General features: G+C 57.8%; 26 protein-coding genes and 1 pseudogene. 5 read left to right on the forward strand and 22 right to left on the reverse strand.

The genetic code is table 11. The annotated features are described in order from the left end of the window. Nucleotides 1-102 precede the first annotated feature (102 nt). Entirely contained in the window at nucleotides 103-1,143 is a 1,041-nt protein-coding gene (gene ligD / locus QD357_RS01900) for a non-homologous end-joining DNA ligase (RefSeq protein WP_414123957.1), read from the reverse strand. Between the two features lie 191 nt (nucleotides 1,144-1,334). Further along, complete coding sequence (locus QD357_RS01905) at nucleotides 1,335-1,931, reverse strand: hypothetical protein (protein ID WP_414123958.1); 597 nt, start codon at nucleotides 1,929-1,931, stop codon at nucleotides 1,335-1,337. A 356-nt stretch (nucleotides 1,932-2,287) separates the two neighbouring features. Between QD357_RS01905 and QD357_RS01910 the strand changes: the two genes are divergently transcribed. The 3 genes from QD357_RS01910 to QD357_RS01920 all read left to right on the forward strand — a co-directional run bounded on the left by QD357_RS01910 (nucleotide 2,288) and on the right by QD357_RS01920 (nucleotide 5,430). Then, nucleotides 2,288-3,355: a hypothetical protein gene (locus QD357_RS01910; RefSeq protein ID WP_414123959.1), complete on the forward strand. Its 1,068-nt coding sequence runs from the start codon at nucleotides 2,288-2,290 to the stop codon at nucleotides 3,353-3,355. Between the two features lie 523 nt (nucleotides 3,356-3,878). Further along, on the forward strand, nucleotides 3,879-4,181 hold the full coding sequence (locus tag QD357_RS01915; protein ID WP_414123960.1) for a dehydrogenase: 303 nt from the start codon (nucleotides 3,879-3,881) through the stop codon (nucleotides 4,179-4,181). Between the two features lie 493 nt (nucleotides 4,182-4,674). After that, nucleotides 4,675-5,430 carry an SOS response-associated peptidase family protein gene (locus QD357_RS01920; RefSeq protein WP_414123961.1) on the forward strand — a complete coding sequence of 252 codons (756 nt, stop codon included), beginning with the start codon at nucleotides 4,675-4,677 and terminating at the stop codon, nucleotides 5,428-5,430. 31 nt (nucleotides 5,431-5,461) lie between these two features. Here QD357_RS01920 and QD357_RS01925 read toward each other — a convergent pair whose 3' ends face one another. Beyond that, nucleotides 5,462-6,046 (reverse strand): hypothetical protein, encoded by a 585-nt coding sequence (locus tag QD357_RS01925; protein ID WP_414123962.1) that lies wholly within the window; start codon nucleotides 6,044-6,046, stop codon nucleotides 5,462-5,464. Nucleotides 6,047-6,872: 826 nt separating this feature from the next. On the opposite strand from QD357_RS01925, the pseudogene QD357_RS01930 reads away from it, so the two are divergent. Together QD357_RS01930 and QD357_RS01935 are read left to right on the forward strand one after the other, a co-directional pair. Then, nucleotides 6,873-6,992: pseudogene (locus QD357_RS01930) on the forward strand (IS110 family transposase); the annotation flags it as partial. 404 nt (nucleotides 6,993-7,396) lie between these two features. Next, nucleotides 7,397-7,582 (forward strand): hypothetical protein, encoded by a 186-nt coding sequence (locus QD357_RS01935; RefSeq protein ID WP_414123963.1) that lies wholly within the window; start codon nucleotides 7,397-7,399, stop codon nucleotides 7,580-7,582. 54 nt (nucleotides 7,583-7,636) lie between these two features. Here QD357_RS01935 and QD357_RS01940 read toward each other — a convergent pair whose 3' ends face one another. The 19 genes from QD357_RS01940 to QD357_RS02030 form a co-directional block, all read right to left on the reverse strand. Further along, nucleotides 7,637-7,987 (reverse strand): hypothetical protein, encoded by a 351-nt coding sequence (locus tag QD357_RS01940; protein ID WP_414123964.1) that lies wholly within the window; start codon nucleotides 7,985-7,987, stop codon nucleotides 7,637-7,639. A 560-nt stretch (nucleotides 7,988-8,547) separates the two neighbouring features. Next, entirely contained in the window at nucleotides 8,548-8,874 is a 327-nt protein-coding gene (locus QD357_RS01945; RefSeq protein WP_414123965.1) for a hypothetical protein, read from the reverse strand. 228 nt (nucleotides 8,875-9,102) lie between these two features. After that, nucleotides 9,103-9,474, reverse strand: coding sequence for a hypothetical protein (locus QD357_RS01950; protein ID WP_414123966.1), 372 nt, complete (start codon nucleotides 9,472-9,474; stop codon nucleotides 9,103-9,105). Next, nucleotides 9,471-9,692: a hypothetical protein gene (locus QD357_RS01955; RefSeq protein ID WP_414123967.1), complete on the reverse strand. Its 222-nt coding sequence runs from the start codon at nucleotides 9,690-9,692 to the stop codon at nucleotides 9,471-9,473. The genes QD357_RS01950 and QD357_RS01955 overlap by 4 nt, the downstream gene beginning before the upstream one ends. Then, nucleotides 9,689-10,351, reverse strand: coding sequence for a hypothetical protein (locus QD357_RS01960; RefSeq protein ID WP_414123968.1), 663 nt, complete (start codon nucleotides 10,349-10,351; stop codon nucleotides 9,689-9,691). Before QD357_RS01960 ends, QD357_RS01955 begins: the two co-directional genes overlap by 4 nt. A 391-nt stretch (nucleotides 10,352-10,742) precedes the next feature. After that, the gene (locus tag QD357_RS01965; protein ID WP_414123969.1) at nucleotides 10,743-11,321 is read right to left on the reverse strand and encodes a hypothetical protein; all 579 of its coding nucleotides are present in this window, start codon (nucleotides 11,319-11,321) and stop codon (nucleotides 10,743-10,745) included. Next, nucleotides 11,314-12,552 (reverse strand): hypothetical protein, encoded by a 1,239-nt coding sequence (locus QD357_RS01970; RefSeq protein WP_414123970.1) that lies wholly within the window; start codon nucleotides 12,550-12,552, stop codon nucleotides 11,314-11,316. Before QD357_RS01970 ends, QD357_RS01965 begins: the two co-directional genes overlap by 8 nt. Before the next feature lie 38 nt (nucleotides 12,553-12,590). Next, nucleotides 12,591-13,259, reverse strand: a complete 669-nt coding sequence (locus QD357_RS01975; protein ID WP_414123971.1) for a YmfQ family protein — start codon at nucleotides 13,257-13,259, stop codon at nucleotides 12,591-12,593. After that, nucleotides 13,252-14,337 carry a baseplate J/gp47 family protein gene (locus tag QD357_RS01980; protein ID WP_414123972.1) on the reverse strand — a complete coding sequence of 362 codons (1,086 nt, stop codon included), beginning with the start codon at nucleotides 14,335-14,337 and terminating at the stop codon, nucleotides 13,252-13,254. The genes QD357_RS01975 and QD357_RS01980 overlap by 8 nt, the downstream gene beginning before the upstream one ends. Beyond that, a complete protein-coding gene (locus tag QD357_RS01985; RefSeq protein ID WP_414123973.1) occupies nucleotides 14,334-14,825 on the reverse strand; it encodes a phage GP46 family protein in 492 nt (163 codons plus the stop codon). The genes QD357_RS01980 and QD357_RS01985 overlap by 4 nt, the downstream gene beginning before the upstream one ends. Further along, nucleotides 14,822-15,316 carry a phage baseplate assembly protein V gene (locus tag QD357_RS01990; protein ID WP_414123974.1) on the reverse strand — a complete coding sequence of 165 codons (495 nt, stop codon included), beginning with the start codon at nucleotides 15,314-15,316 and terminating at the stop codon, nucleotides 14,822-14,824. The genes QD357_RS01985 and QD357_RS01990 overlap by 4 nt, the downstream gene beginning before the upstream one ends. A gap of 16 nt (nucleotides 15,317-15,332) precedes the next feature. Continuing rightward, complete coding sequence (locus QD357_RS01995) at nucleotides 15,333-16,481, reverse strand: phage baseplate assembly protein (protein ID WP_414123975.1); 1,149 nt, start codon at nucleotides 16,479-16,481, stop codon at nucleotides 15,333-15,335. A gap of 6 nt (nucleotides 16,482-16,487) precedes the next feature. After that, nucleotides 16,488-17,156 (reverse strand): hypothetical protein, encoded by a 669-nt coding sequence (locus tag QD357_RS02000; protein ID WP_414123976.1) that lies wholly within the window; start codon nucleotides 17,154-17,156, stop codon nucleotides 16,488-16,490. Then, nucleotides 17,153-17,632: a DNA circularization N-terminal domain-containing protein gene (locus QD357_RS02005; RefSeq protein WP_414123977.1), complete on the reverse strand. Its 480-nt coding sequence runs from the start codon at nucleotides 17,630-17,632 to the stop codon at nucleotides 17,153-17,155. Before QD357_RS02005 ends, QD357_RS02000 begins: the two co-directional genes overlap by 4 nt. 12 nt (nucleotides 17,633-17,644) lie before the next feature. Next, complete coding sequence (locus QD357_RS02010; RefSeq protein WP_414123978.1) at nucleotides 17,645-19,786, reverse strand: hypothetical protein; 2,142 nt, start codon at nucleotides 19,784-19,786, stop codon at nucleotides 17,645-17,647. Nucleotides 19,787-19,921: 135 nt separating this feature from the next. Continuing rightward, nucleotides 19,922-20,221, reverse strand: coding sequence for a phage tail assembly protein (locus QD357_RS02015; RefSeq protein ID WP_414123979.1), 300 nt, complete (start codon nucleotides 20,219-20,221; stop codon nucleotides 19,922-19,924). A 3-nt stretch (nucleotides 20,222-20,224) separates the two neighbouring features. Then, nucleotides 20,225-20,587 carry a phage tail tube protein gene (locus tag QD357_RS02020; protein WP_414123980.1) on the reverse strand — a complete coding sequence of 121 codons (363 nt, stop codon included), beginning with the start codon at nucleotides 20,585-20,587 and terminating at the stop codon, nucleotides 20,225-20,227. Nucleotides 20,588-20,600: 13 nt separating this feature from the next. Continuing rightward, nucleotides 20,601-22,106 carry a phage tail sheath C-terminal domain-containing protein gene (locus QD357_RS02025; protein ID WP_414123981.1) on the reverse strand — a complete coding sequence of 502 codons (1,506 nt, stop codon included), beginning with the start codon at nucleotides 22,104-22,106 and terminating at the stop codon, nucleotides 20,601-20,603. Then, nucleotides 22,106-22,306: a hypothetical protein gene (locus QD357_RS02030; RefSeq protein ID WP_414123982.1), complete on the reverse strand. Its 201-nt coding sequence runs from the start codon at nucleotides 22,304-22,306 to the stop codon at nucleotides 22,106-22,108. The genes QD357_RS02025 and QD357_RS02030 overlap by 1 nt, the downstream gene beginning before the upstream one ends. Between the last annotated feature and the right edge of the window lie 14 nt (nucleotides 22,307-22,320).

Raw genomic sequence — 22,320 nt, forward strand, 5'->3', positions numbered from 1 at the left:
TGGCCTCAGCTCTATTACGCATGGTGGTCACCTCGGTTTGCATCCCAGAATTTCTCCGTTCCGGAATTCCGTCTGGCAGGCAAAACCTCGTCGCCGGTTTGGCTAGATCCTGTGCACCTCGGCGTTGTCCTGCCTCTCCCTCAGCCCCTTGTACGACGCATGACGGAGCATTCCATCATGTGTCCAGGCACGATACTCGATCTCAGCGATGAGCGTCGGCTGCACCCACACGACCCCTTTGCGCTTTAGCGCGACCGCGGGCCTTGAAGTCTTCAGGCTATCAAGATCTTTGCGCAGCTTCATCGTCTCGCGTTCTTTGAAGCCGGTCCCTACCCCGCCGACATAGACGAGCTCGTCGCCCTTATAAGCCGCCAGCAGCAGCCGTCCGATGCCGCCCAACGCGGCCGTCGACGGCTCATAACCGACGATGATGAAACTGGCGCTCTGGACGCATTTGACCTTGATCCAGTCGCCGCGGCGATCGGAGTGATAGGGAGCATCGGTCCGCTTGGCGATGATCCCTTCAAGGCCATTCTCGCACGCGGCATCGAAGAGCGCAGCGCCATCGCCATCAAACACTTCCGACAATCTCAGAACACTCGAGCTTCCAGCCGGTACGATGCTTTCGAGCAGGTGTCGACGTGACGACAGTTCCATCGATCGAAGATCGTGGCCATCGAAATACAGGAGATCGAACGCCATGAAGATGGCCGAGCCGGAACTCAGCTTTCCACCGCGGCCGCCGAGCGACTGTTGCAGCAATCCGAAATCAGGTCTGCCCTGTTCGTCGAAGACTACTGCCTCGCCGTCCAGTATCGCTGTCGTGCCGATCTCGGCCGCAGCGGCCACTATCGCCGGGAAACGGTGCGTCCAGTTGAGACCGCCGCGGGTTAGTATCCGGACACCGGTCGACTCGACATGCACGGCCAGCCGGTAGCCATCCCATTTGATCTCGAAGAGCCAATCGGGGCCGATCGGCGGCTTGCTCCTTGAGAGTGCCAGGCACGGCTCTATGCGGCTCGGCATGGGATCGAGCGGCAAGCGCGGCTGTTTCGGATCTCTGGGCTTGCGGGGTCGGCTCTGAGCCGTTGCATCCGGATCAGCGAGCAGCGGCTTAGACGACTTACGCGGAGACCTTGTCATCCAATGAGTTCAACAGAGATATCTAAAAGAGTCGACTCTGCGGTTCACGTCGCCGGCTAACCCTTAGGCATTCTGGGAAGATGGGTGCGACCCCGCCCGATCGCGCGGGCGGTCCAGCTGGGCCCATCGAAGTGAGCACGCCCTCCCATTTGACCAGGGCGGGCGTGCTTCTTGTCAAACTCCGGCTTGAATTATCGAGTGCGTACAGCGTTGAGAGCCGCCTGCTGCTTCGCGAGCGATGCGTTAGAACGCTGGCCTCGATAGGCACCTTCTTTGGTGTGCGGATTGATCCAGGAAGCCCATTCAAGAGCGAGATTGGCTTGGAAAGCGGCGTCCGAGATCAGACCCATCTTCCATTCGCGATAACCTCGCAGTTCCAAAAGGCGCTGTGCAAGTCGGTCCTGGAGCGCTGCGTCGAACCGTTCGGTGCCACGAAGATGAAGGTCCTTACGAAGCCTTCGCAGCGTCGTTCGAACGATTTGATACCTTCCGACTGCCGATGAGTGCCAGACGTTCCCAGGATGCTGCAACATCAGGGTCTGGAGCCGGTCGATCTCGTTGATGGAAAGTGTGGTGAGGACAACAGGGCCTCCGGTATAAGCGCCGTATCCCAGTGTTTCCTCGTAGCCACGACCCTTGTCCGTGCCCTCGGTCTCCGCGAGGTAATCGAGAATAGGCATGGCGAGGTGCCCATCGTTCGCTTGTAGAATTTTGCTGGAAACGAAGGCGCTCGGCGGCAGAACGTTAAGGGCGAGCAGCAGGATGAAGCGCGCGAGAACAGATTGCATTGATCGAACCCCCAAAGGGTCCGAGACGGTTGTCGAAACGTCTTGCCGGACGCCTCGACAGGCGGTAACCTGAAGGTGCAATGGATTTCGGGTCGGTCAGCCGTCTCGGGGTCTAAGGCCGGGGTTGCCGCCCCGGCCAGCCTCACGCCGGTCACCCGGCGCCATTCCGACGGCGCATCCGCCAGAACGTCTATTTTCTGGCATTTTTCGACCCCGTGGATCGACGATTCAAACTCACACATCAGTCCTGTCGACATGACCGGACTCTTGACGGAGTCTGAGTCCGGGACGCCGCCACAATCGTGACCTATATTATGTTTGTCGAAACAGAAGCTCGCGTAGGCGGGAGGTCGAGATTGTTCGCCATTCCATATCAAGTGCTTCGCATCATCGAGATGGCAAAGCCGACGTGGTCACAAGTAGATATCCGAGAACAAGGTGGGCCCTGCGAACGGGTTCAGCGGCGTATTCTTAACGAGGATCCGGAATACAGGGTCAAAGACGAGCAGTCTCTGATGCGTATTCTGTCAAGCAATGGGATGCTGCCCTGGGGTGACGACTGGCACTTTCCGATAAGCAGGCTGTACGACCTGCTTTATGCGGGCAAGACATCCATTGTCGAGCATGAATTTGGTGCGATGGCCGATCTTGCAAAGATCGTCCTTGAACAGGGCGCGCCGACCGTGGACCCAGCTTTTAAGGTTGGAGCACGCTTTTTTTCGGGCCTCTACGAAATGGCGATCGCCAGTTCGACGAGATCCGTGCATGCGAAGCGGAAGGCTATCGCCGCCGAGGCTGCTTGCCATCACTTCCAATGCGTTATCGACGAACTCCGACATGACGCCTCCCCTGGTGCCTTGCTGGTCAAAGGCAAGGCTTCCGGCAACATCTTCGTCGTCATCTGGAATGCCACGCCGCGCAATCAGCGCGACGGTGCAGAAATGCGCAAGCGTGAGGAGACTTCCGGCTATCTTCAATGGGCTTTGGAACAGGTGAATCTGTTTCCCAAACTCGATACCGCGGCATTCAACGCTCTCGGGGTAGCGTCACGCTTTAGAAGGCGTGATCTTTACCCCCAGCTGCTCGACGCGCTCGTCGCAGCGAATTCCAAGTTCGAGCAATATGTCCAATACCAGGGCGACGACGACTATGATGATTTTCGATCGTGGCTCGATGAGAAAAGGCAGGAATCAGCGGCTAAAACCAAGAAGAAAAGGACACTAATCATGACAAATAACATTTCGCTCAACGCAATCATTGCTGTTGTCAGCGGGTTGGCGCTCCTCGCAGGAGTTGCCGTCCTCGGTCCGAAGAGCAGCAACGAAACTGCGAGACTCGCCGACCTCCGTCCGCATGCTCTCACGGGTGTGGACCACTCCCTCGTGGCCGACCTTCGCCCCCACGCTAGCAACAAAGTGGTCTAGTTGATGACCGCGCGCCGATCCGCCGTTCGTTGGGACACTAGATTTTCAATCTGGGAAGAGGGGTACGACTCCCATGGGACGTGCCACCCGTTCAGACAGGCAGGGCAACCCGTTTCCCCATTACGGTATGCCAATCCGCCCCGAAGGCGCGCACGCGACGTTCAGTAATGGGGAGTAGAGTTTTGACCTCCTCGCTAGCAGCCGCCGATGCCCTTACCCAAGTACGCGCTCGGTGGCTGCACAATTCGGATTTCATATGCGCAGAGTCCCTCCACCTACCCTACCCCACGGCGGTCCCGACCGTCGCCTCGAATGCCAGGGCGCGATCCATGTCGCAATGCGGGATCTCGTGAGCGCGGCCGTGGCCGCCGGCCTGGGAGGAGATGGAGATGACGACTGCCCTGATTGAGGTGGCCGACGTCATCTGCTCATGATGATCGAAAACGGGGAAGTTGGCGACTTGATAGCACGGCTCAACAAGTAGCCTTGACTCTGGGGCAAACGAGAACATAATAAGAACATATTGACGGCAGCAATCGCTGCCAATCAATTCCGCCAACCAGTTGTTTCAACTATGAAGACTCCTCTGCCAACAGAGGAGAAGGAAGATGTTTGCCCAATGTCCGCTGTATCCGTCGAGACGGAAGAATCTGAATTCGACCCCATTGAAGCAGCCCTTGCCCTTTGCGGCGGAGATGCCCGCGCGACGATCGGCGCGCTGTTGCAAGAGCTGCAATTCGTCCGTGGCCAGCTGGCCTTAGTGGAATCCGGAATGAGCGTCGGCTTTACCCGAGGATGGAAGCCCAGTTTTGAAGGAGAAGCGTGATGGAGCCTGGCATGATATCGATACAAAACATGTCGAAGGACGCTGAAGGCCAGCCGGCTGGCCGAGCTTGAGACACGTCAGTGCCCGAAACGCATCCACCAGCCTACCTGTCGCCTTCGAAGCTCGCACTGCTTCCGAAACTTTCGAGTTTCCAAGATCGCCAATATGTAGAGATCAAATGTAAATGGTGCCGGATTAGGCACCTATATGAGCCGGCCGACCTCATCGAGATTTTCGGTGATCTTCCGATCATGGGCATCGAGCGACAGTTTCGGTGCAGTCGATGCGGTAAGAAAGAATACCTGGCGTCGGATCTGCAATCCGTTAGCGGCCCGGGGGCTGTCGGCATTACCGTCCGGCGCCTTGTGAGGATCAAGACGCTCAGGCGTCCTGTCTGGAAAGACGTAAAGCGATAACGCAGCCGAGCGTCATCCTAGACACCATCTACCATTTTTGATGATGATGGCCCAAACGAACGGAGGAGCTTGAAGCAGTGTGTAATCTCTACAACGTCACGACGAACCAAGAAGCCATCCGACAGTTCACCAGAGCGATGATCGACAGCATCGGTAATCTTGAGCCATCGCTTGATGTCTATCCAGACCGCTTTGGTCCGATCGTGCGCAACACCTCGGCCGGCCGCGAAATGGCAATGGTGAGATGGGGATTGCCCAGCTCGCAACAGGCGCTCATGCAGGCCACCAAAAAACGCGCCGACAAGCTCCAGGCAAAGGGCACACCATTTGATTTCGGCCAGTTGTTGAGGATGGAGCCAGACGGCGGAACGACAAACGTCCGGCGCACGGACAGCAAACATTGGACGCGCTGGCTTGGCGTCGAAAACCGCTGTGTTGTACCGTTCACGCGCTTTGCTGAACCGGACTACGGGAGCCGAGTAGAAGGCAGCCGTGTTCCGAACGCTTGGTTTGCTGCAAGCGAGGACCAGCCGCTCATGTTCTTCGCCGGCATATGGGTGCCGCAATGGCGATCGGTTCGGAAGGTCAAGGAGGGAGAGATAACGATCGATCTCTACGGATTCCTGACGACCGAGTCCAACCGGGTCGTCGGCGAAATTCACGAAAAGGCGATGCCAGTCATACTTCGGAACGTGGAAGAACTCGAACTATGGATGACCATGCCGTGGGAGGAAGCGAAACGGCTGCAGCGGCCGTTACCGGATGACGAATTGCTGTTGCTGCCAGGAGATGTCATGGCGTCGGCGCCTAGTCAGGAGTCGACGCTGCTATGAGCGACGAAACTCAAACCGGATATTGGCACCCTCACTGCGAGCCTGTAGCTTTTACAGTCGTTGTGTCAGGTACTTTGGCGCCCCGGGCCGCATCTGCCCCACGACCAGGTTGAATGCTACCGCCAGCGCCGTCCGGAAGCTGTACCAAACTTTGGTGCTCGGCGGCCTTGGATTGGTGCGCATCGGCTGTCGGATCCCTCAGCGTGAAGACGAACGTGACGTATATAGCAAAGAAAGCTAGCGAAACTGTAAGTATAAGCAACCCTGTCACAGACGATTTTAGCGCAATCTTATTGTGTTCTATTGTTAAGTCGCTAGCGGAACTGAGTGAATCTTTTCCAAGAACCGCTAGTTTGTATGATGCGAGTAGTTGAAAGGCTGCCAAGACCACGCCGGAAAGGGTGATTATGACAACCATCCAGAGCATTACCTCATTCTCAAAGATTTGGCGAAGATAGAGTGCCTGCCTGACCTGTTCGCGGCTGATTTCAGCTTCAAAATAGCTGCGTGCATAGCAATAGTTAAGCGCGGAACCTAGGATCTGAAATTTATCGCCATCTAGCCCGACGGTTTTAACAATCTCGCCCGTGCATTGCGGCAATACCTCTCCGCTCATCACCTATTTTCCTTCAACGATTTTCTGTTCTTTGATCCTCGTGCGAAATAAAACGGACAGACTTGCCTCATTGTACCGAACCGGAATATTCCTGACCATACGCGTCAGGACAATAGCAATCATCACCACTATAATAATCGGAAGAACTTCGAAACCTACAGTATTGTGTTTGGCTAATCCAGCAAATATACTGTCGTAGCATTGGAACAGGTGGAACCTGTGCCCACTGCCCAACGTAACCCTGCGCTGGATTGCCAGTGCTGTACCCTTGGCCGTTGGGCTGAGGGGGAAATCTTGTTTGCGGTCCCGGAGTCCATTGCGTAGTAGGATATGTCATTGCCCCGGGCGGAGGGGAAGCCATTGCCCCGGGCGGAACTGTATTTGGGGTGAAGTTTGTCCCCGGCAGCATTGGATTGGGAGAGGCCATTCTCCCGGGCGGAACTGCGTTATTAGGAACCTTAGGACGGAACGAACCACTCTGCATACACCGTTGCCCCGGCAGGCATTGTGCCACGGCAACCGACGGCATGGTATTACAGACAAAAGGATTAGAGCGACTGTCCCAGCGCCAATCAATAATCGGATTGGGAACCCGCGATTAGGTTTGGCTAACGCAAGATCGACAGCCTTACGTTCTCTGCAGTGAAGATTGCTGCGCTAAGCGATCGCATTGCAGACCCAGCGTTTGCCCGCGGTGGTCTCGGACAAGTTGCCGGCAACTTGATAAGGGCGTCCATCTCGACGCTTTTGTCGAGGCTGGTGTTCGCGATGCGATGGATGTCAGCTCAGATCTCGCGAGCTCGGCACTCCAGAAGGTTCGTTACGCATACTTGCCCGCAAGCCACCCATGCTTGTGACAGTCGCTCTCGCCAACAAGATGGCCCGCATCGTATGGGCACTTATGGCAAAGGGGCGCGTCTATAAAGCTCCAGCTGTGGCGGCATAACCGCCCGGCCAGAGGAGGTCGTCGAGATGTAGGAAGGTCAAACGGAAGGTATGGCGCAACAGTCGATGAGACGGGGTCGGGAAAACCAGTATGCTCCGGAGTGCTTCGAGCGCCGCATTGATTTGGAGAACTCCAATACGGGCCAGCGACGGATGAACGGTCGCGCAAAAGGCCGGACAGACGTCAGCACCCGACTAGGCGCGTAATACGGCCCGAAACTCTTCCCGCATTCACCGGCGCGTCTACAGGTGGAGATCGGTTCAATAACCGAAGGACAACTCCATCCTGCGGACGGAAGAGATTTAGCCGATCGGCGCAAACGCCGGTCAAAACACAACCGAACCCAAGGAAGGGCCGCCAACTGAAGGTGTTTTGCCCCTTGCGTTCTTTCATTGGAGACCATCATGCGTGATAGAGCTGCGACCATCGACCTGATAAACGAACTACTGACCAAGCTTCGTCTGGTCGAATTGGCGGCTGGATCCCTGGAGGACCGCGACGACAGGAACGCGTTGCAGCATGGTATCGGTTCCGCGCTGGAAAGCGCAAACCTGGTCAAGACAATGCTACAGGGGGAAGCTCAAGATTAAAATGGCCAAATTCAACACGATGTTGGATTTGCCGCCGTGCGGATCCATTCGCGGCTACTGGTCAACCCGATGAAAACTGCTGGCATAGAGTCCCAAGCTGGTGCCCCGGCCTTCTACAATGATCTTCACGCCAGGTTTCAAGGTCTGCCTCAGATCATTTGAGACCCAGCAGAGGCTTTCGAACATCCAAGGTAGGCCCTGCAGGTCCACCGGCGAGCTGCACCCTCTATGGCTTCCTCCGTCAGCTTGCAAAATTTTGTAAGGGAGCTCGACGTGATGACCCGCGAATACTGCGGCGATCATTGGAACGCCGATGGCGACCGGGGTGCTCCCGACGAAGTAACCCAAGAAAGGCGAAATCAAAACCGCGCCTATCCTTTTAAGTTCGCCTTCGATGCTGTTCAAACCCCTTAGGACACCCAAGGGCAATAGCACCGCTGAGACGAGACCGGCAGCAATGCGAAAGGAACTCGTGGCAGATACCCAGTCCGCTGATGGCACAAACCCATAGCCAAACCCTCTAGCGAAGAGCGATAGGGCTGAAAGGAGGATCCAAATTAACAGGAGAACGACAGCGGTGTTCGCAAACCAGCGTATTACCCTCGTCTTTATAGCCTCGTTCATAAGTTCACTCGGTCCAGATTCTGCGCCCGGATGAAACGTGGCATACCGTTGGTTGCGCCATCAAGATGCCCCGTAGAAATATTTGAACAGAGCGGCGGGTATAAATGGCCATCCGGACGCGAGGTTCAGCCCTATGGTTGACTCGCCGATTGCTCCGCGCCTTGTTCGACGACGTCCATGCGAAGGTAATATGTTGAGTTCTCACGATTTTGCCTCTTCTCTCGATGAGGCCGCCAATTAGGACAGCGCTCACCGAGGCCTCGCTGTCGTAGCTCTCGGACATACGGCCAGAAGTACAAAATAAAAAAAGCCGCCCAACCGGTTAGGGCTGGGCGGCTCGGTCAGCTAGCACGCGTGGTGCGCGGCTTTGCTTGGTTCTCGACGACGCGATCGACGCGCAGCGTCATGTTATCAATGGCGGTTTTCACACCGCTGATCGCGCCCATGATTTGGTCGGTGGTCTCGCGCAGTCCCTGCTTCGTGATGTAGGTTTCAGCAGTGTGCAGCTTGTGCTCAGCTAGCTCGTCTCGCATTTCCTGGTCGGCCTCGCGCAACGCATCGATTTCCTTCAAGGTGTCCGTCCTCACCTTTTCAACCTGGGCGTAGATTTTCCACCAGATGCCCCATCCGGAGCCGGCAAGCATGAGAAAGAACCCCACGTATTTCATGATGTCCTCTAGCGTCATTTCTGCCACGCTAGTCTGGCATCTCGATTAGCGTAGAAATCACGCAACGCGGCCTTACCGCGGCGGCAAGCAACAAGCGCGCTGCGGTCCATTATCCAGAACTTTTCGAGCTTGGCCTGCGGCAATTGGCCGTCGCCGATGTCTACCGGCCCGTCGCAATCTTTGGTGAGAGCGGAATCCGGCTGTACCAATTGCGGCACAGGCGGCGGGCTAACGTACTTGGTTGATGCGGCGCACGCTGGGAGCGTCAAGCACAACACGGCCAGCATTAGGATCTTGATCGGCCTCACGCTGGAGCTCCTCGATTTTGTTTTGTAGGGATTCGTTGTCAGCCTGCATCTGTGCGATGCTTGCCGCTTCCGCGGCCTTGGCGGCATTGTTCGCGGCGTCCTGGCGCTCGATCTCGTCGGCGCGCGCCGTAGCAGCATCTGCCTTCATCTGTGCTATCTGCGCCGTGTAGGCCGTGGCGGCCCGCTGGTAGCCTCGGTGGTCGGCGAGCACGTACACGCCCACCAATAGCAGAACGGTAGCCAGCGCGCCGACTAGCCAACGCCCAAGGCTTGTGCTGAGAAATGCTATCATTGATGGTCACCGGGCGGATTGTCGTTGCTTAGGTGTTGGCGAAGATCCATGTGGCCAATTCCCATGTAGCCGCCGGCGAGCGTAAGAATCAGACCGAAGGCACTGGCTGCCACGACGCCGGCCTGCGCGTAGATGATCGATAGAAAGATCGCGCACCAGGCCAGCAACACATTGCCGCCGACGAGCCATTTTGTGAAACGCCGTTTGCTCCTGGTCATGCGGCAGCCGCCAGTGCAACGGCGAACTTCTTCGCGTAGCCTGCGATGTCGTCGGCCCTATCCGTGCCGTTGACGATCCGCCTGGCGTTCACCCAATCCGTGACCGTCGCGTTGAAATAATCAGACAGCTTTTTGCCAGTGAACGTGCCGTCTCGCATGCCCTTGACCATGATGGCGGCAGAGACATTGACGTCGCACACCTCGTCCGGGTTATCGGCATGGCCGAAGAGAGCGTACAATCGGCGCCCGGTTGTCTGCACGAGGCCGCGGCCGCGAAATAGATAACCGTCGCCTGGCTGGGTGTTGCCGAGGTTCTTCGCGCCCCACGTCCCGCCATAGATGATGTTGCCGATTGATTCCTGATCAGCAGGATGGGAAGCTGTCCGCCCGTATTGATTTGCTTGAGCCGCCGTGATCCGATTGCCGAACTTGGCAGTCAGAGCCGCCGCGCTGTAGTTCAGGCTTTCCGTGATCGGCACGAAGGTGCCGCCGGTCTCGATCATCGGTGTTGCCAGGATGTATGCGATATGGCGGTCGTCGACCACACTCAGGGACGCGCATGCATCAATGAGGGCCTCTGCGCCATTTACTTGGTTTGTCGACAGGCGCCCGCCGAACACGGTGGTACGCACCGCCGCGAAGAATTTCGCGTGGTCCATTGTAGGTTCCAATGAAAAAGGGCGGCCCGAAGACCGCCGCAAAAAGCGAAGGATCAGTTGTTCTTACGCTGCCGGTAACTTAAGATTGCAAAACCAGCCATCTGGTATGGAGAATTGATGTGCAAGATTCCGGAAGAGCTATAATCATCGGGAGCGCCATGGTGGCTGCATCCGTGCTAATAATCGGCAGTGCTGCGATCTATTTCTCTGTGACGGCCCCGCGCCGCGAAAGAGAACGTCAGGCCACCGCATACTTTCAGTCCGTTTGTAACCATGTTGATGACTCGCTAAAAGAAGAGTGCAGAGATACCGTTTTCAAGCAGACCGGGATTAAACTCGCTCCTTAGCACGCACCGCGCCGTAGAACTTCGCGCGATCCATGACGATCCCTTTAGTGATTGGGCCAGGCGATCGCCGCAACGACCGCTTCAACCGAGGCCACGTCCGTAGCTGCTTCGATCGTCTTCTTGGCGCCAAGGCGAGTGGCCTCGATCGCGGCGCCGATCGTCTGCCACTGTTTGAAGGCTGCATCCACGATAGCAGCGACGCCAGCGATGTCTGCCGCAGTAATGCCAACCTCAGCCGAAAGTAGCGGATAATCAGCCGCGACCGGCTGTGTCGCTGCCAGATAGCGCGAGGCCTCGTCTGCCTTTTGGCTATAGGTCATCGCCTGACCAGCCCCGGACGTGATGTATTTCAAACGTTCTATCTCAGCCGCCGCGTCGATCTGCGTTTTCAACGCGACCTTCGCCGCATCGAGATTGATATAAACGCCATAGGGTGAAAGCACGGCCGCGAGTTCCGCCTGGCTCTCATTGCCTTCCGCATCTTGCGGATATGGGGTCGGAACGCCGCCATTCTCCTTCCATGCAACGAAGGTCTCGTCATCCTCGCCCACGACGGCCCCGCAGGCCGAGGAAAAGACGGTCTTGTCAGCCTTGATCCAGTACCATTCGAAGGGATTAAACATATTGACCTCCTGTCGCAGTCGTGCCGGCCGTTGGGCCCGGGTAGTAATTGACTCCGGCGCCGTTGGTGTTGATCGAGCCGTTGACCGATACCGAATACTTCAGACCATTGTTTACGTTCGCTGCCCCGGTGATGGAGGAATAGAGGCAATTGATGAAGCCGCCGACGGCGTTCACGAAAGCAGTGAAACCGACGACATTCACCACATTGAGCGTCGGCTGCGAAGCAGCGGCCCTGATCGCGCCGCCGTCCGCTGCATACATGTGCGCGATGGTCGCGCCACCGACAATTCGCTGCGTTCCGGTGATGAAAATGGTGCCGCCGGCTCCGGAGGCCATGTGCGCGCCGCCATTGCTGCCACCGCTGTTGTTGTTGAGCGGCCACTCCATATTCCCGACAGTGACGGAACCGCCGCTGACGGAAAGGTTATGGGCGCCAGCGCCGGTAACGGTCGGCTTGAGTCCTTCGACTTTCCATCCCGTCGAGCCGCCGGCACCGATAGCCCCTGTAATGACATTGGAGGGGGTGACCGTGTCGCCGGTCAGCGTCGCTGACGAGGCCCCAGCCAACGACCTGAGATTAAAGGCGCCATAGGTTCCACTCGCCACACTGATGCTGATAGCAAAGCCGTTGCAGTTCAAAGACGCCGTGACGTCGATCGCTCTTTGAATGGTGGCGAATGCGGTACCGGCGGTGAGACCATTATTGCCGTCATTGCCACCCGCGCCATTGACGTAGTAAGTCCTGTTGGCCGAAAGCGCCGGCTGCGCAACGCTCGCCCACCATTTCGTGCCGTCATAGGTGAACGACACCGGACCTATGAGCTCTCCGCCGATGAGCGCCGCCCCGAATATGTTGACGATTGACTTATTGCCAAGCCCGTTAAGATTGAGGGTCGCAGCGCCTGTGTTCGGCGTGGTGATGTTGAGAACGACGATCAGCCCGGCAACCAGTGACGCCGGGACCGGCGACAGGGTTGCAGTCAGCGCATTCGCCGTTCCGCCAGCTATGGCGAAGTTCAACAGGCCAGACTGAATAGCCTTCGCCGCCTGCGACAGATCGCTATTGCTCGGAGTGAAGCCGGCCGCCTGAATTAGCGCAATGATCTCGCGCTGCGGATACTCGACGGCGGCGGCCGGAATGATGGAACCCTGAATGCCCGACGACGGATTGCCGTTGACGTAAGGCGCATTCGGATTAGACGGCTGGTCAAAAGGTTGATTATATAGCATAAAAAGGTGCCCAATAAAAAAGGCTCTCGAAAGAGCCTTTAGCCGGAAGAAAGAAGCGAGTAGTCGAAGGCAACGTCGGTCTGCGCCGGTTTCCATCGTCGGATGACACACTCGAGGTCCGTGGCGAGTGCGATCGTCACCATGTGATCAACGCCAACCTCGCCGCCTCCGAGACCGGTTCTGAACCAGGTTTCGCGATTAGACGTCAGCTTCATGGTCCACTGGAACCGAAGGTTGGTAGAGCCAAGCATCCACCGGTAGTCGGTTGAGGAGGTGCTCACGCGCGTATCGCCGCACTGACTGATACCCGTCATGTATGGGGAATATTCCTGAATGGTGACGGTATATCCCAGGCTCGCCGCCACACCAAGGAAGTATGGAATCGACTGGCCGCCCTCGGCCGTCATCTTCTGAACAAGGGCGTTTCGCCTATCGGCGAGTGTTACCGCTTCTGCAATGCATGGATCGGGCAGCCCCCAGGCCGCCTCCCATGAATTAAGCATCTCCGAGGTAACGCGCGGATCGCTTTCGATCTCAAGCAGATCGGCCGCCCTGCCATCAACGTAGGCCCAATTGCTGGCAAGTCCGTTCAGCACCTTCATGAGGGTGGCATCAGACTCGCGCGGCCACGCCGGCCCGGTGGGCAGGTTATCTGCCATCGCCTGCTGGTAGTCGGACTGACTACGTCTGACGTGAGTGTCAGGCATAGGTTATGGTCCCCAGCACGGCCATGCACCCGTTGTTTGGCATGACCTGATCGGCCATAGTCAGAGTGAAGCTTTCGACTCCAGAGGCGCCGAGGATCGCGTCGGATACCCATGCCGCATAGATTGTCTGCGCGGGCTGCGCGACGCCATTGGACGCGTAGGCAGGCTTAGCCCTATCGACGAGCATGGCCGTCACAGCATTTGCAATGGCAGCCCGCGTAGAGGTGCTGTCGTCCTCAAGATTGGTGATCGTGAAGGCAATGGGGTACAGCGTTGGCGCCAGAACAAAGAGATCCTTCGTCGAAACCGGGCGAACCGTGTTCAGATAGGTGGTGACGGTCGCAATGTCGTCGGTGGTCGGCAGCCCGTTATTCGACGAACGCAGGTCGTCCATCATGAAGCGCACCGTCACCGTGCCGTCGCCCATCTCGAGCGGCGAGCACCATGCGCGAGTGACGCCAGGCACCTCAAGTGTCCAGGCAACATAATCGTCTGCGTCGCCGCCTTGTGGTGGCTTTTGAATCCGGTCAAGCACGCGATTTCTCAGCGAGCTGTCGCTTTCCGCATCCGTTCCACCAGTCAGCGAAACGACTGTTGCATTACCATCGACGCCAGAAAGCGCCGTGGTGATCGCTAGAGACGTGCCGACATCTAGATTGCCGTCTGCGCCCGCAGTCTGCGCGGCGATATTGCCCGAAGTAGAGCCGGCGCCGAGCGTGATATCGGCTGTGGTCTGAAACGTGATGGCGCCGTTGCTGAGCTCGGTTCCGGCCGAAATTACCGTGCCGGCCGTGCCGGTGAATGTTGCCGAGCCGCTAGAATACGATGCCTGCTTTCGGCCGTCCTTTAGCCAGATCGACGCATGACGATCTAGCCATTCGTTTTCGGCGGTATCCGGCATCAGCTGTTTTGCCAGCCAATCCAGATACTGCAGGGTGAGATGAGCCATCGCGCTGTTGCCGTCCGTCATAATCCGGAGTGGACTATTCGGGATTATCGAACCAAGCTGGGTGGCGGAAATCATCTGGTCGCGACCGCGCTTGCGCAGCGTCGCTAGATCAGGGGTAGACCATGTCAAGAGATGTCATCCCATAAATCTTGGAATTGCAAAGAGATCAGGGATTTATTTCCCCTATACAGCGCGATCGAAGCGGAAACGCTTGTATCATTGTAGCGCTGTACATCTACTTCCAATTTTGTTGCTATTTTTTGATCGAGAAATGGCTGAAGACACTCAATTAGATATGTCTTCGCCCTGGCGACGGTGGCGCCATACTTGTAATTCTCGTCGGTGATCTTGGCGCGGCTGAGAAGCCAAAGGCGACTACCGACTGGCCAGCCACCCCATATTTCTTGTGCGTCGGTGTCGCCCCACCAGCCGCGTAGGTCGGTGTCGCCGTCCACCGGCAGCTCATCGTCTGCGTTGGCTCGGCGATCTGTGCCGATAGCCATCAAAACCGCCGAGACGAGATCGTGAGTGCTATCGAGCGTGTTCTGCCCTGTGGTCAGCCAGTCGAGGCTGATGGCCTCGGTGGCTTGGCCGGGCGCAATGCGAATATTGCTCAAGCCGGCGCCCCCGTATTGCTGCCGCCGGGTGTGACGCCGGTGTGAACGTGATCATGGCCGATATCCTTGCCGTCATGCGTGACGGTACCGCCCGTGATCGCCACGCCTGCCGGCGAGATCGTCATAGTGACGCCTCCGGCCGTAATGGTGAGGGGATTGCCAGCAGTGTTGATATTGATCCCGTCATTGGCCAGGTGAACTTCGGAGCCGTTATAGTGATAGAGTGTCACGTCGCCGGCGGGTCGCCCCTTAGGGCGGCTGCGGCGGTCGCCAAACGCTATAACGATCGGATGCGATCTATTGCCGCCGACAAACCCAATGATGGCCTCTGCGCTCCCGTCGCTGCCACTTGCGGCAGGAACGGCGGTGAGGCCATAGCTTTCAAAGTGCTCGACGTCGGAAAGGCTTTCGTCTTGCAGGCCGACGAGGTTCAAGGTTCGCAGTTTGGCGCCGTCCTTGACAGATTTTATGCTTCCGCGTGCAATTGTCATGAAGGTCTCGCGTACGCTAGAAAATGACTTCCTGCCCCTTGGGGCCGTCTGTCGTCGGTGGCGTCGGGGTAACCGGAGTCGATGTCGCCTTTTGCGCGTCGGTTTGCTCTGGAGACGTGCTCTGCACATCAACAGGGGAGCCGATCCACTTCTGCGCGATAAGGGTAGTGCGCGTTCCTGCCTGGTCCTGCGTGAAGGTTACCTCTGCAATCTTCAGGTCGGACGTCTTCAGCATCAGCATGGGGGAATCGATCGAGATCTGATCGAACACCTCCGGCAGATTGCCCGAGGAGAGAAGCCAGCCCTGATAGACGATACGAACGATGACCTGCTGACTCAGCGAGAGCAGTTGGCAATATCCAGACGCCTGCTTAAGGTCTTCGGCATCGGCGGGAATATCGGCCTGCACCTGCTTGTCAGTGCTGTAGTTCGAACCTTTGGCGTCGGCTTTGCCGGAATATGCGCCGCGGTTCTGTGCAGGCGTGCTGTTGTCGCTTCCGCGTTGCTGCCCGGTAACCGAAATGCTCGTGTCGGGCGCGTTCTGGGCAAGGGCGCTTGCGGCAAGAATGTTGCGCCCCTCGACGAACTCAGCGGTGGGCTTTTTGTCGGTATTGCCGCGGGCGGCTAGATTGCCGTTTTTGTCGTCATGGAGCCAAATACCGCGGTATTTCGAGAGCCTCGAGAGCAGATTGAAGATCGTCTCGCCGGGCTCAATGTTCACGTACTTAAATGGCTTGTCCCACCCTGACGGCGGATTAAGAGGCTTCAGGGTTATGCCCACCGGTCCCAAGACCTTGTTGGCAATTGCCTGAAAGCTGTAGTTCTTGAATTCTCCATCCTTAAGAGGAATGGACTGTTTGACCGCCTTTATAATCTGTGACGCAAATGTCACGCGCACCGAGTGGTTGTTCGCGTCATAGGCGACCTGGCGCTCATGAATATGGCCGGCGGCAAACAGCTGCCCGGCGAGCTTCACTGTAGCGGCGTCGCCGGGCTTGATCTGCAGGGACTGCCCGACCGCGCCGTTGGCGCCCACCTTTTCCGTCACGCTCAAGGTAACCATGCGCACGACAGGGTCGCTGCTCGCGGTCGCCGTTACCGAGTCCCAATCACGGAAAACCTTTCCGTTGATCGTGACTTCGCACGTCTCTTCAATCTTGGGCAAGACGGATTACTCCGTAAGCGCCCTGATGCTATCCGGCATAAAGGCCGGGTGAGCTGGGCTGTTTTCGTTGATGATTTCGTCGGCTCGGCTCGCGTCGCCGTACAGAACATTCGCTAGGGTCAGCGCCGTGCGGCGCTTGCCGAATGTGTAAGTTGCCAACTTCGGAAGCTGACTTGCGCGCTGCGAAAGGTCGTAAGCAACCGCGCCATGTAGCGCGATGAATGCCTGATAGGCGGCAGACTCGAGATTATCAGCGGCGTAATCTTCGATCGCCACCAAATCGTCCACCATACGGGCGAGGATAGCCTCTGCTTGGCTACGGCTCGTCAGAATGGCGTTTGATACCGCCCTGCTTTCTTCCGCAATACTCATTCTGAGCAGCATCTGCCGTACGGTGATGCCGGCTGGATAGCTTGGCGACAGGGCCGAGATGGTCGACCTGATGCCGTAAAACTGATCCGACGTAATGCCGGCAGTCGTGGCCGCGATGAAGCATGCCAGTGCCGTCGCGCCGATCGTTCCGGCTTGCAGTAGTGATTTCGCGTCGACCTTCAGGGTGGTGCATGCTCGATCAAGAGCCGCGCCCTCTTCCGTCGTGCCAGACGTGAGCGCCGACAGGTTATCGGCCGTGCTTTGCAGGATAGCCACGGCCTCGTTCAATTCAGCGCGGGTCAAGCTGTCATCGCAGTATCTGCGGCAGTTGCAGCAGCGCTGCCCGCGCTGTCAGCCGCATTAGAGGTGGCAGATTGCGTGTCTGCGGTGGCCGGCGTGTATGGGCTGGTGCCGGCCTCTACGAGAAGGATCTCAAAGCGGGCCATGCCGCCTTCCTCGCGATTTTCAGAAACGCTGTAGCCCTCACAGGCAACATTCATGATGCCCATGGTCGGGTGGATCAGCGTGCCACCACCCTCAGTATCGAGGGCGGCGCTCAGCAGCTCGCGGAATATGGTATAGTCTTCGCCGATGACGTAGGCGGAGATCGAGAACTTCTTTGCACGACGCCCCATGTCTTCGGTGTAGGGATCGTCGCGCTTAGGGTATTCGTGCGTTACCGTGCGCCGGCCGCCAGCCTTTGCGCCCCCCTCTACGTGGAAGGGGGCACCACGGAACGACGCCGGAAGCAGCAACTGCCTCCAAAGCGGAGATGTCATCTTGTTTCCTTGCTAGAGCGACACGGAATTACCGCGGTCGATCTTCAAAGTCTGGAAGAGATCGCTGTCGCTCCGCTTCACGGTGACCGGATGATCCTTGCTGTGGACATGGATATCGACCTTGCCGGTTGGCGGAGGCGAGCTTGGTGCAGACCCGCCCTGTAGGCCAGCGCTGGCAGCCGCTTTAGAGGCGGATTTGCGCTCAGGAGCCTGCTGGTTTTCCAGAGATTTACGAAGTGCGTTCGCCATCGCCGCGCGGCTGTTAAACTGCCGTGGCCCCTGATCCCGCGGACTCTCATATTCCTTGATGGCTAAGCGAAGGACTTCCTGGGCATTCTTGGCCTTAACGGCGCGATCCCAAATGCCCATCTTCTTCATTTCCCAGATCATGGCTTTGGTCTGGTCATCCATCCCAGCGCTTCGGACGTCGATGCCGGTATTTTTGAGGATGTCCCGCACGCGGGGCATATGCCATTGCACTGATCCGAAGGCTGTTGCCCTGCCCCCTACAAAGTCGCCGCGCTGCTCATGACCATAGCCAGATTCTGCACCCATGGTCGCAGCGGCCCATGTGGTGGCGTTCTCACGCGACATACCCGCCGCCATCAGGCTATCAACAATGCCCTTGGCTCGCTGAGCTTTACTGCCGGTTGGTACCGGCCCGGTTCCTGCTCCGCTAATATCGAAGCTACCGCCAGACCCGCCGCCACCAAATACAGCCCGGCCACCGCCACCGAAACTACCGCCACCGCCCCAGGAAGCATTCTGGAAGCCATCGCCGCCACCGATGCCAGTACCAGCGCCACCACCCAGATAACTCTGCGTGAAGGCAATCATGCCTAGCTCAACGCCCTTGGCGAGTACCGCTATTGCGGCATTGTCGCGTGCCGCGGAGGCGCCCACGAAAGCCGCCTGCATACCAGGATGGTAGGCGATGGGTTTAGCCATGCCGCCGTAACCGTGCGCCTCTGGGTGGTCCTGTGCAGGCGGAAGGACCTTGTCGTCTTTCGTGGAATCCCGCGGCGGGACGTAGGAAAACGGGTTGGGTACAGACCCCAGAAATTTATCGAGTTTGCCGCCTTTTTCGGCATGGAAAAGGCCGTGAATGGCCTGATCGTCCGACTTTGGCGGGTCTATCACATCCCAATTGGTGAGACTCTTGGCCCATTCGACGACGTCCTTGAGGTTCTTGGCGCCTGCCTTGATGTCCGCAAATACCGCCTCGATATCCTGGCCAGTACCCTTCCAATCGACCTGTTTCAAGTCGTCGCCGACATCGTGAAAGAACTCTTTCACGTCGCCAACATGGGCATCGGAAAACTGCTTGAAGGCGTCGGCCGCAGCAATAATTTGCGGAGCGAGCTCGCCGCCGACCGAGTTCTTCAAATTCTCAAACGTGGCGCTCAGATGCGAAATTGCATCCTGAAATGCCTCTGCCTTCTTCGTATCCTCGTCCGAAGGCACGTAAGTATTCTTGCCGGCCGCGGCCATGCGCTTGTCAAGCGAGGCTTTTCCGTTTGCTCCAAATTCTGCAAAATCGCCCGTGCCGAAAAACAGCTCGGACAGGGTGCGCCGCGATTGCGCATTCTTTTGCATCGCAAGGTAGTTTAGTTCTTTCTTGACTACCTCGTCATTGGATTTTGTGTTCGCGAGGTCTTCGGCGATACCACGGCCGCCGCGTAGGCCAGCAATCGCCCCATAACTTCCCTGATGCAGCCGCATCGCATCTGCATTGCGGGCAGAAAAGGACAGGCCGCCGGCTACGGCGTCTGGATCGATCGCGAGACCGTCCGATACCTGCTGCATCTTTTGCAGCGTCGTGACAGCAATGCCGGTCTCGTGAGAAAACTTCCTCATGCGCACGGCGTTATCGGCGAACGATCGGACTGCAGTGCCAACCGCAGTGATCGCGCCGGCGGCAGATAGCGCCCCCACGCTGATCGCGCCGAGTCCCAAGCCTGAGGTCAAGCCGCCAAGGCCATTTGTGACTGCCTTGCCGACGCCCTCGGCCTCCTTGCGGAGGTTCTCCATTTGCTTGCCGACCTGCTTCATGCCGTCTGGGACTTTCACGTCCTTCAATCGGCTCACAAGGTCTTTTAGAGGCTTGGTGAACTTGTCGAGGACAGTTGCCGGAAGCACCAAAGGCTCAGTCATCGCGTGTCCTCTCGAGATATTTCAAGGTGTAGCTGTGCAATTCCGCCAACTCATGATGAGGGCGAGTCAGAAAATCGAACGGGTTGACGTGAAATGTCATCGCCAGATCGATAGCCATGTTGACGGAATCGTCGGCTACACCGGCATGAAAAAACCCGTCAGTTGCCACCCAAGGCTGATAAGATCCTTGGGCTTAAGCTGCGCCACCGTAGAGGGTGGCACAGCGGCAAGACGGCTGATCATTGTGGCCATGCGCTTGTCATCTACCAAGACGCGCGGCGGATCGCTGATGGGGTCAAACTGAACCGGGTTGCCCACGGCGATGACGTCGGCGCCCTGAGGCTCACGGAGAACGAGCTTCTTTACCTTCTCGCCGTGCGCCTCGATCTCGTAGTCAAAGGGGAAGTCGAGCTTCCCGTCTTCCCATCCTGCCACTGGTTAGGTTCCTTCCGTGCAAGAAACGCCTTCGAAGCGGATCTTCACCTTGCCGTCGACGGTTTCCATTGGAAGGTCACCGGCCTGCCACGCGTTTTTCAGCGTGTAGGTGTGACCGTTGGCGATTTCGGCCGTGACCGTCGCGCCTGTGATGCCCTTAACGTCGGAGATTTTCCAATCGTCAGTCAGCGTGAAGTCGCCTTCAATGTAAGGCACGACTGGCATTTCAGAGTAACCGTGCACATAGTCCTGGCCGGCAATGCCCGTCCTCGTTACCGAGGACGGCATGATCACCAGGTTCCCGCGCAACGGGTATTGCGTTCCGTCAACTTTGACGTACGCAGTGCCTGCGGCTCTAAGTCCCATATTCTGTTATCCTTTACGAGGCGCTGGAGTACTGCAGCCGGAACTGTGCGAGCACGGCGAAGATGCGCAGACCGTTGATGATGTCCGGCGGATACAGGACGTCGACGCGGTCGGGGTTGGTGCTGTTGCGCTCAACCACCAGATTGGAAGCGAACGCATCCAGGTTCTCGACGAGGCCGTCGTATTCCATGTCAGAATATTCCGACACGAGCTCGGCCTTGATAATCTTCGGTGTGATGATCGCCTGGCCAGTTGCAAAGACGGTACCGTCATTCGCCAGCTTGTGGCGCGGGTACTTGCTCGTAATCGCGTTCTTCAGACGACGGAAGATCTCAGCCAGCGTGTACAGCGTCGTCGCCAGCGCATAAGCGTTGTCCGGCTGACCGTAGCTGTTCTTCTGGTACCGCATGGCCTCGCGCATGATGGCCGGATAGCCGTTCGGGTTGACCTTTTGAATGGCGATACCAACCGAAACCAGATTGTTCATCTGGGTGGCATTGAAGCGCGCTTCAGGCGGCGCCGGTAGGACGCCAGTCATTTCCAGAGTCTGAAGCGGGCGTGCCGGATCATTTGCCAGGCCACGAATGGCTGCGGACGTGTAGGCTGCAGTCCAATCCCAGACTGGCGACGGCGAGCCCGGCTCGACAGCAAGGACGCTTTCAACCGCCGAGTTGCCGGTCGGCCCCCAGGTCATGAGGTTGCTGTAGGTGTCGCGCTTGGCGCTCCAAACGGCGCCATAAAGCTCGCGCATCCAGCCCCAGCGGCCGGTGTCGCCAAAGCCATATTCGGTGTCGAACAGGGCGAGCGTGCCGCTATCGGTGTACGGCAGACCGACGAAGTCATACTGCGTTTCACCGAGGGCGACGATTGCATTATCGAAAGTCGGGACGCCGGCGCCGTTGGTTGCTGCAGTGTGGACAAGCGTAACGCCTGCCGGCAGTGCCTGGCCGCCATTGGAGCCAAGATAGGTGTCGGTGACAACGATGTCGTTGCCTGTCGCACCCTTCCATTGGCAAGTATACGTCACGACGCCTGCTACAGCCGCGGCCGTAGACGGAAGGGTCGTCATCGCATTGACGGCAGCCGCGATAGAAGTTGCGATCACAGTCGCCGTGTCGCCGCTCTTGACGCCGACGCTGACAAGCTGGCCGGCAACGTATAGCGAGATGATGCCGGATGCCGTCGCGGTGCCCGATACCGTCGTCGTCTGGGTAGCGGCTACGCCACCCGTGGGGTCGTCAACTGCCATGCAGGAAAGCAGGGCTGCAGGATAGACCTTGAACAGCCGGTCCACCATGCGTTCCAGCATGGAGCCTTCGCCGAAAAGCCTTTTCGCGACAGCGACCGAGCCGATGGCGTAAGGCTTGTTCGACAGGGCGTTGCCGGCGGCAAGCTTCTGACCGATGAAAATAGCAGGGTGGCTTGCGGTGCTACCCGTGCCGGCCTGCGAGGAATCGACTTCCGCATAAAAGAGCGGAACGTTCCAGGTCGAGGGGAATGAATTGAAAGAAACAGACATTAAGAATTATCCGTTTTCGTGCTGATGCTCGACGCCTTGGCAGGTGCCTGCTCGCTCTTTGCGATGGCTCCGTCCATGATCAGGCGGAACGTGAATTGATCTGCGAGCCAATCGGCGCCGCCATCAGGAAGGATGCCGGAGACAGGATGGCTAAGCTTCGCGCCCGCCGTAGCGGGGACGACAAAAACCGTTTTGCTCATGTGGTGGTGATCTT

Origin of the sequence: Rhizobium sp. BR 317 (assembly GCF_047445835.1) — a bacterium.
Taxonomy (GTDB): domain Bacteria; phylum Pseudomonadota; class Alphaproteobacteria; order Rhizobiales; family Rhizobiaceae; genus Rhizobium; species Rhizobium paranaense.

What these genes read in the sequence shown, in the direction of transcription:
- QD357_RS01905 (WP_414123958.1), bottom strand. Translation starts at nt 1,931, where the DNA reads ATGCAATCTGTTCTCGCGCGCTTCATCCTGCTGCTCGCCCTTAACGTT.
- QD357_RS01990 (WP_414123974.1), bottom strand. Translation starts at nt 15,316, where the DNA reads ATGACAATTGCACGCGGAAGCATAAAATCTGTCAAGGACGGCGCCAAA.
- QD357_RS01955 (WP_414123967.1), bottom strand. Translation starts at nt 9,692, where the DNA reads ATGACCAGGAGCAAACGGCGTTTCACAAAATGGCTCGTCGGCGGCAAT.
- QD357_RS02010 (WP_414123978.1), bottom strand. Translation starts at nt 19,786, where the DNA reads ATGACTGAGCCTTTGGTGCTTCCGGCAACTGTCCTCGACAAGTTCACC.
- QD357_RS01925 (WP_414123962.1), bottom strand. Translation starts at nt 6,046, where the DNA reads ATGAGCGGAGAGGTATTGCCGCAATGCACGGGCGAGATTGTTAAAACC.
- QD357_RS01965 (WP_414123969.1), bottom strand. Translation starts at nt 11,321, where the DNA reads ATGTTTAATCCCTTCGAATGGTACTGGATCAAGGCTGACAAGACCGTC.
- QD357_RS01935 (WP_414123963.1), top strand. Translation starts at nt 7,397, where the DNA reads ATGCGTGATAGAGCTGCGACCATCGACCTGATAAACGAACTACTGACC.
- QD357_RS02005 (WP_414123977.1), bottom strand. Translation starts at nt 17,632, where the DNA reads ATGACATCTCCGCTTTGGAGGCAGTTGCTGCTTCCGGCGTCGTTCCGT.
- QD357_RS01950 (WP_414123966.1), bottom strand. Translation starts at nt 9,474, where the DNA reads ATGATAGCATTTCTCAGCACAAGCCTTGGGCGTTGGCTAGTCGGCGCG.
- QD357_RS01970 (WP_414123970.1), bottom strand. Translation starts at nt 12,552, where the DNA reads ATGCTATATAATCAACCTTTTGACCAGCCGTCTAATCCGAATGCGCCT.
- QD357_RS01945 (WP_414123965.1), bottom strand. Translation starts at nt 8,874, where the DNA reads ATGAAATACGTGGGGTTCTTTCTCATGCTTGCCGGCTCCGGATGGGGC.
- ligD (WP_414123957.1), bottom strand. Translation starts at nt 1,143, where the DNA reads ATGACAAGGTCTCCGCGTAAGTCGTCTAAGCCGCTGCTCGCTGATCCG.
- QD357_RS02020 (WP_414123980.1), bottom strand. Translation starts at nt 20,587, where the DNA reads ATGGGACTTAGAGCCGCAGGCACTGCGTACGTCAAAGTTGACGGAACG.
- QD357_RS01960 (WP_414123968.1), bottom strand. Translation starts at nt 10,351, where the DNA reads ATGGACCACGCGAAATTCTTCGCGGCGGTGCGTACCACCGTGTTCGGC.
- QD357_RS01975 (WP_414123971.1), bottom strand. Translation starts at nt 13,259, where the DNA reads ATGCCTGACACTCACGTCAGACGTAGTCAGTCCGACTACCAGCAGGCG.
- QD357_RS02025 (WP_414123981.1), bottom strand. Translation starts at nt 22,106, where the DNA reads ATGTCTGTTTCTTTCAATTCATTCCCCTCGACCTGGAACGTTCCGCTC.
- QD357_RS02030 (WP_414123982.1), bottom strand. Translation starts at nt 22,306, where the DNA reads ATGAGCAAAACGGTTTTTGTCGTCCCCGCTACGGCGGGCGCGAAGCTT.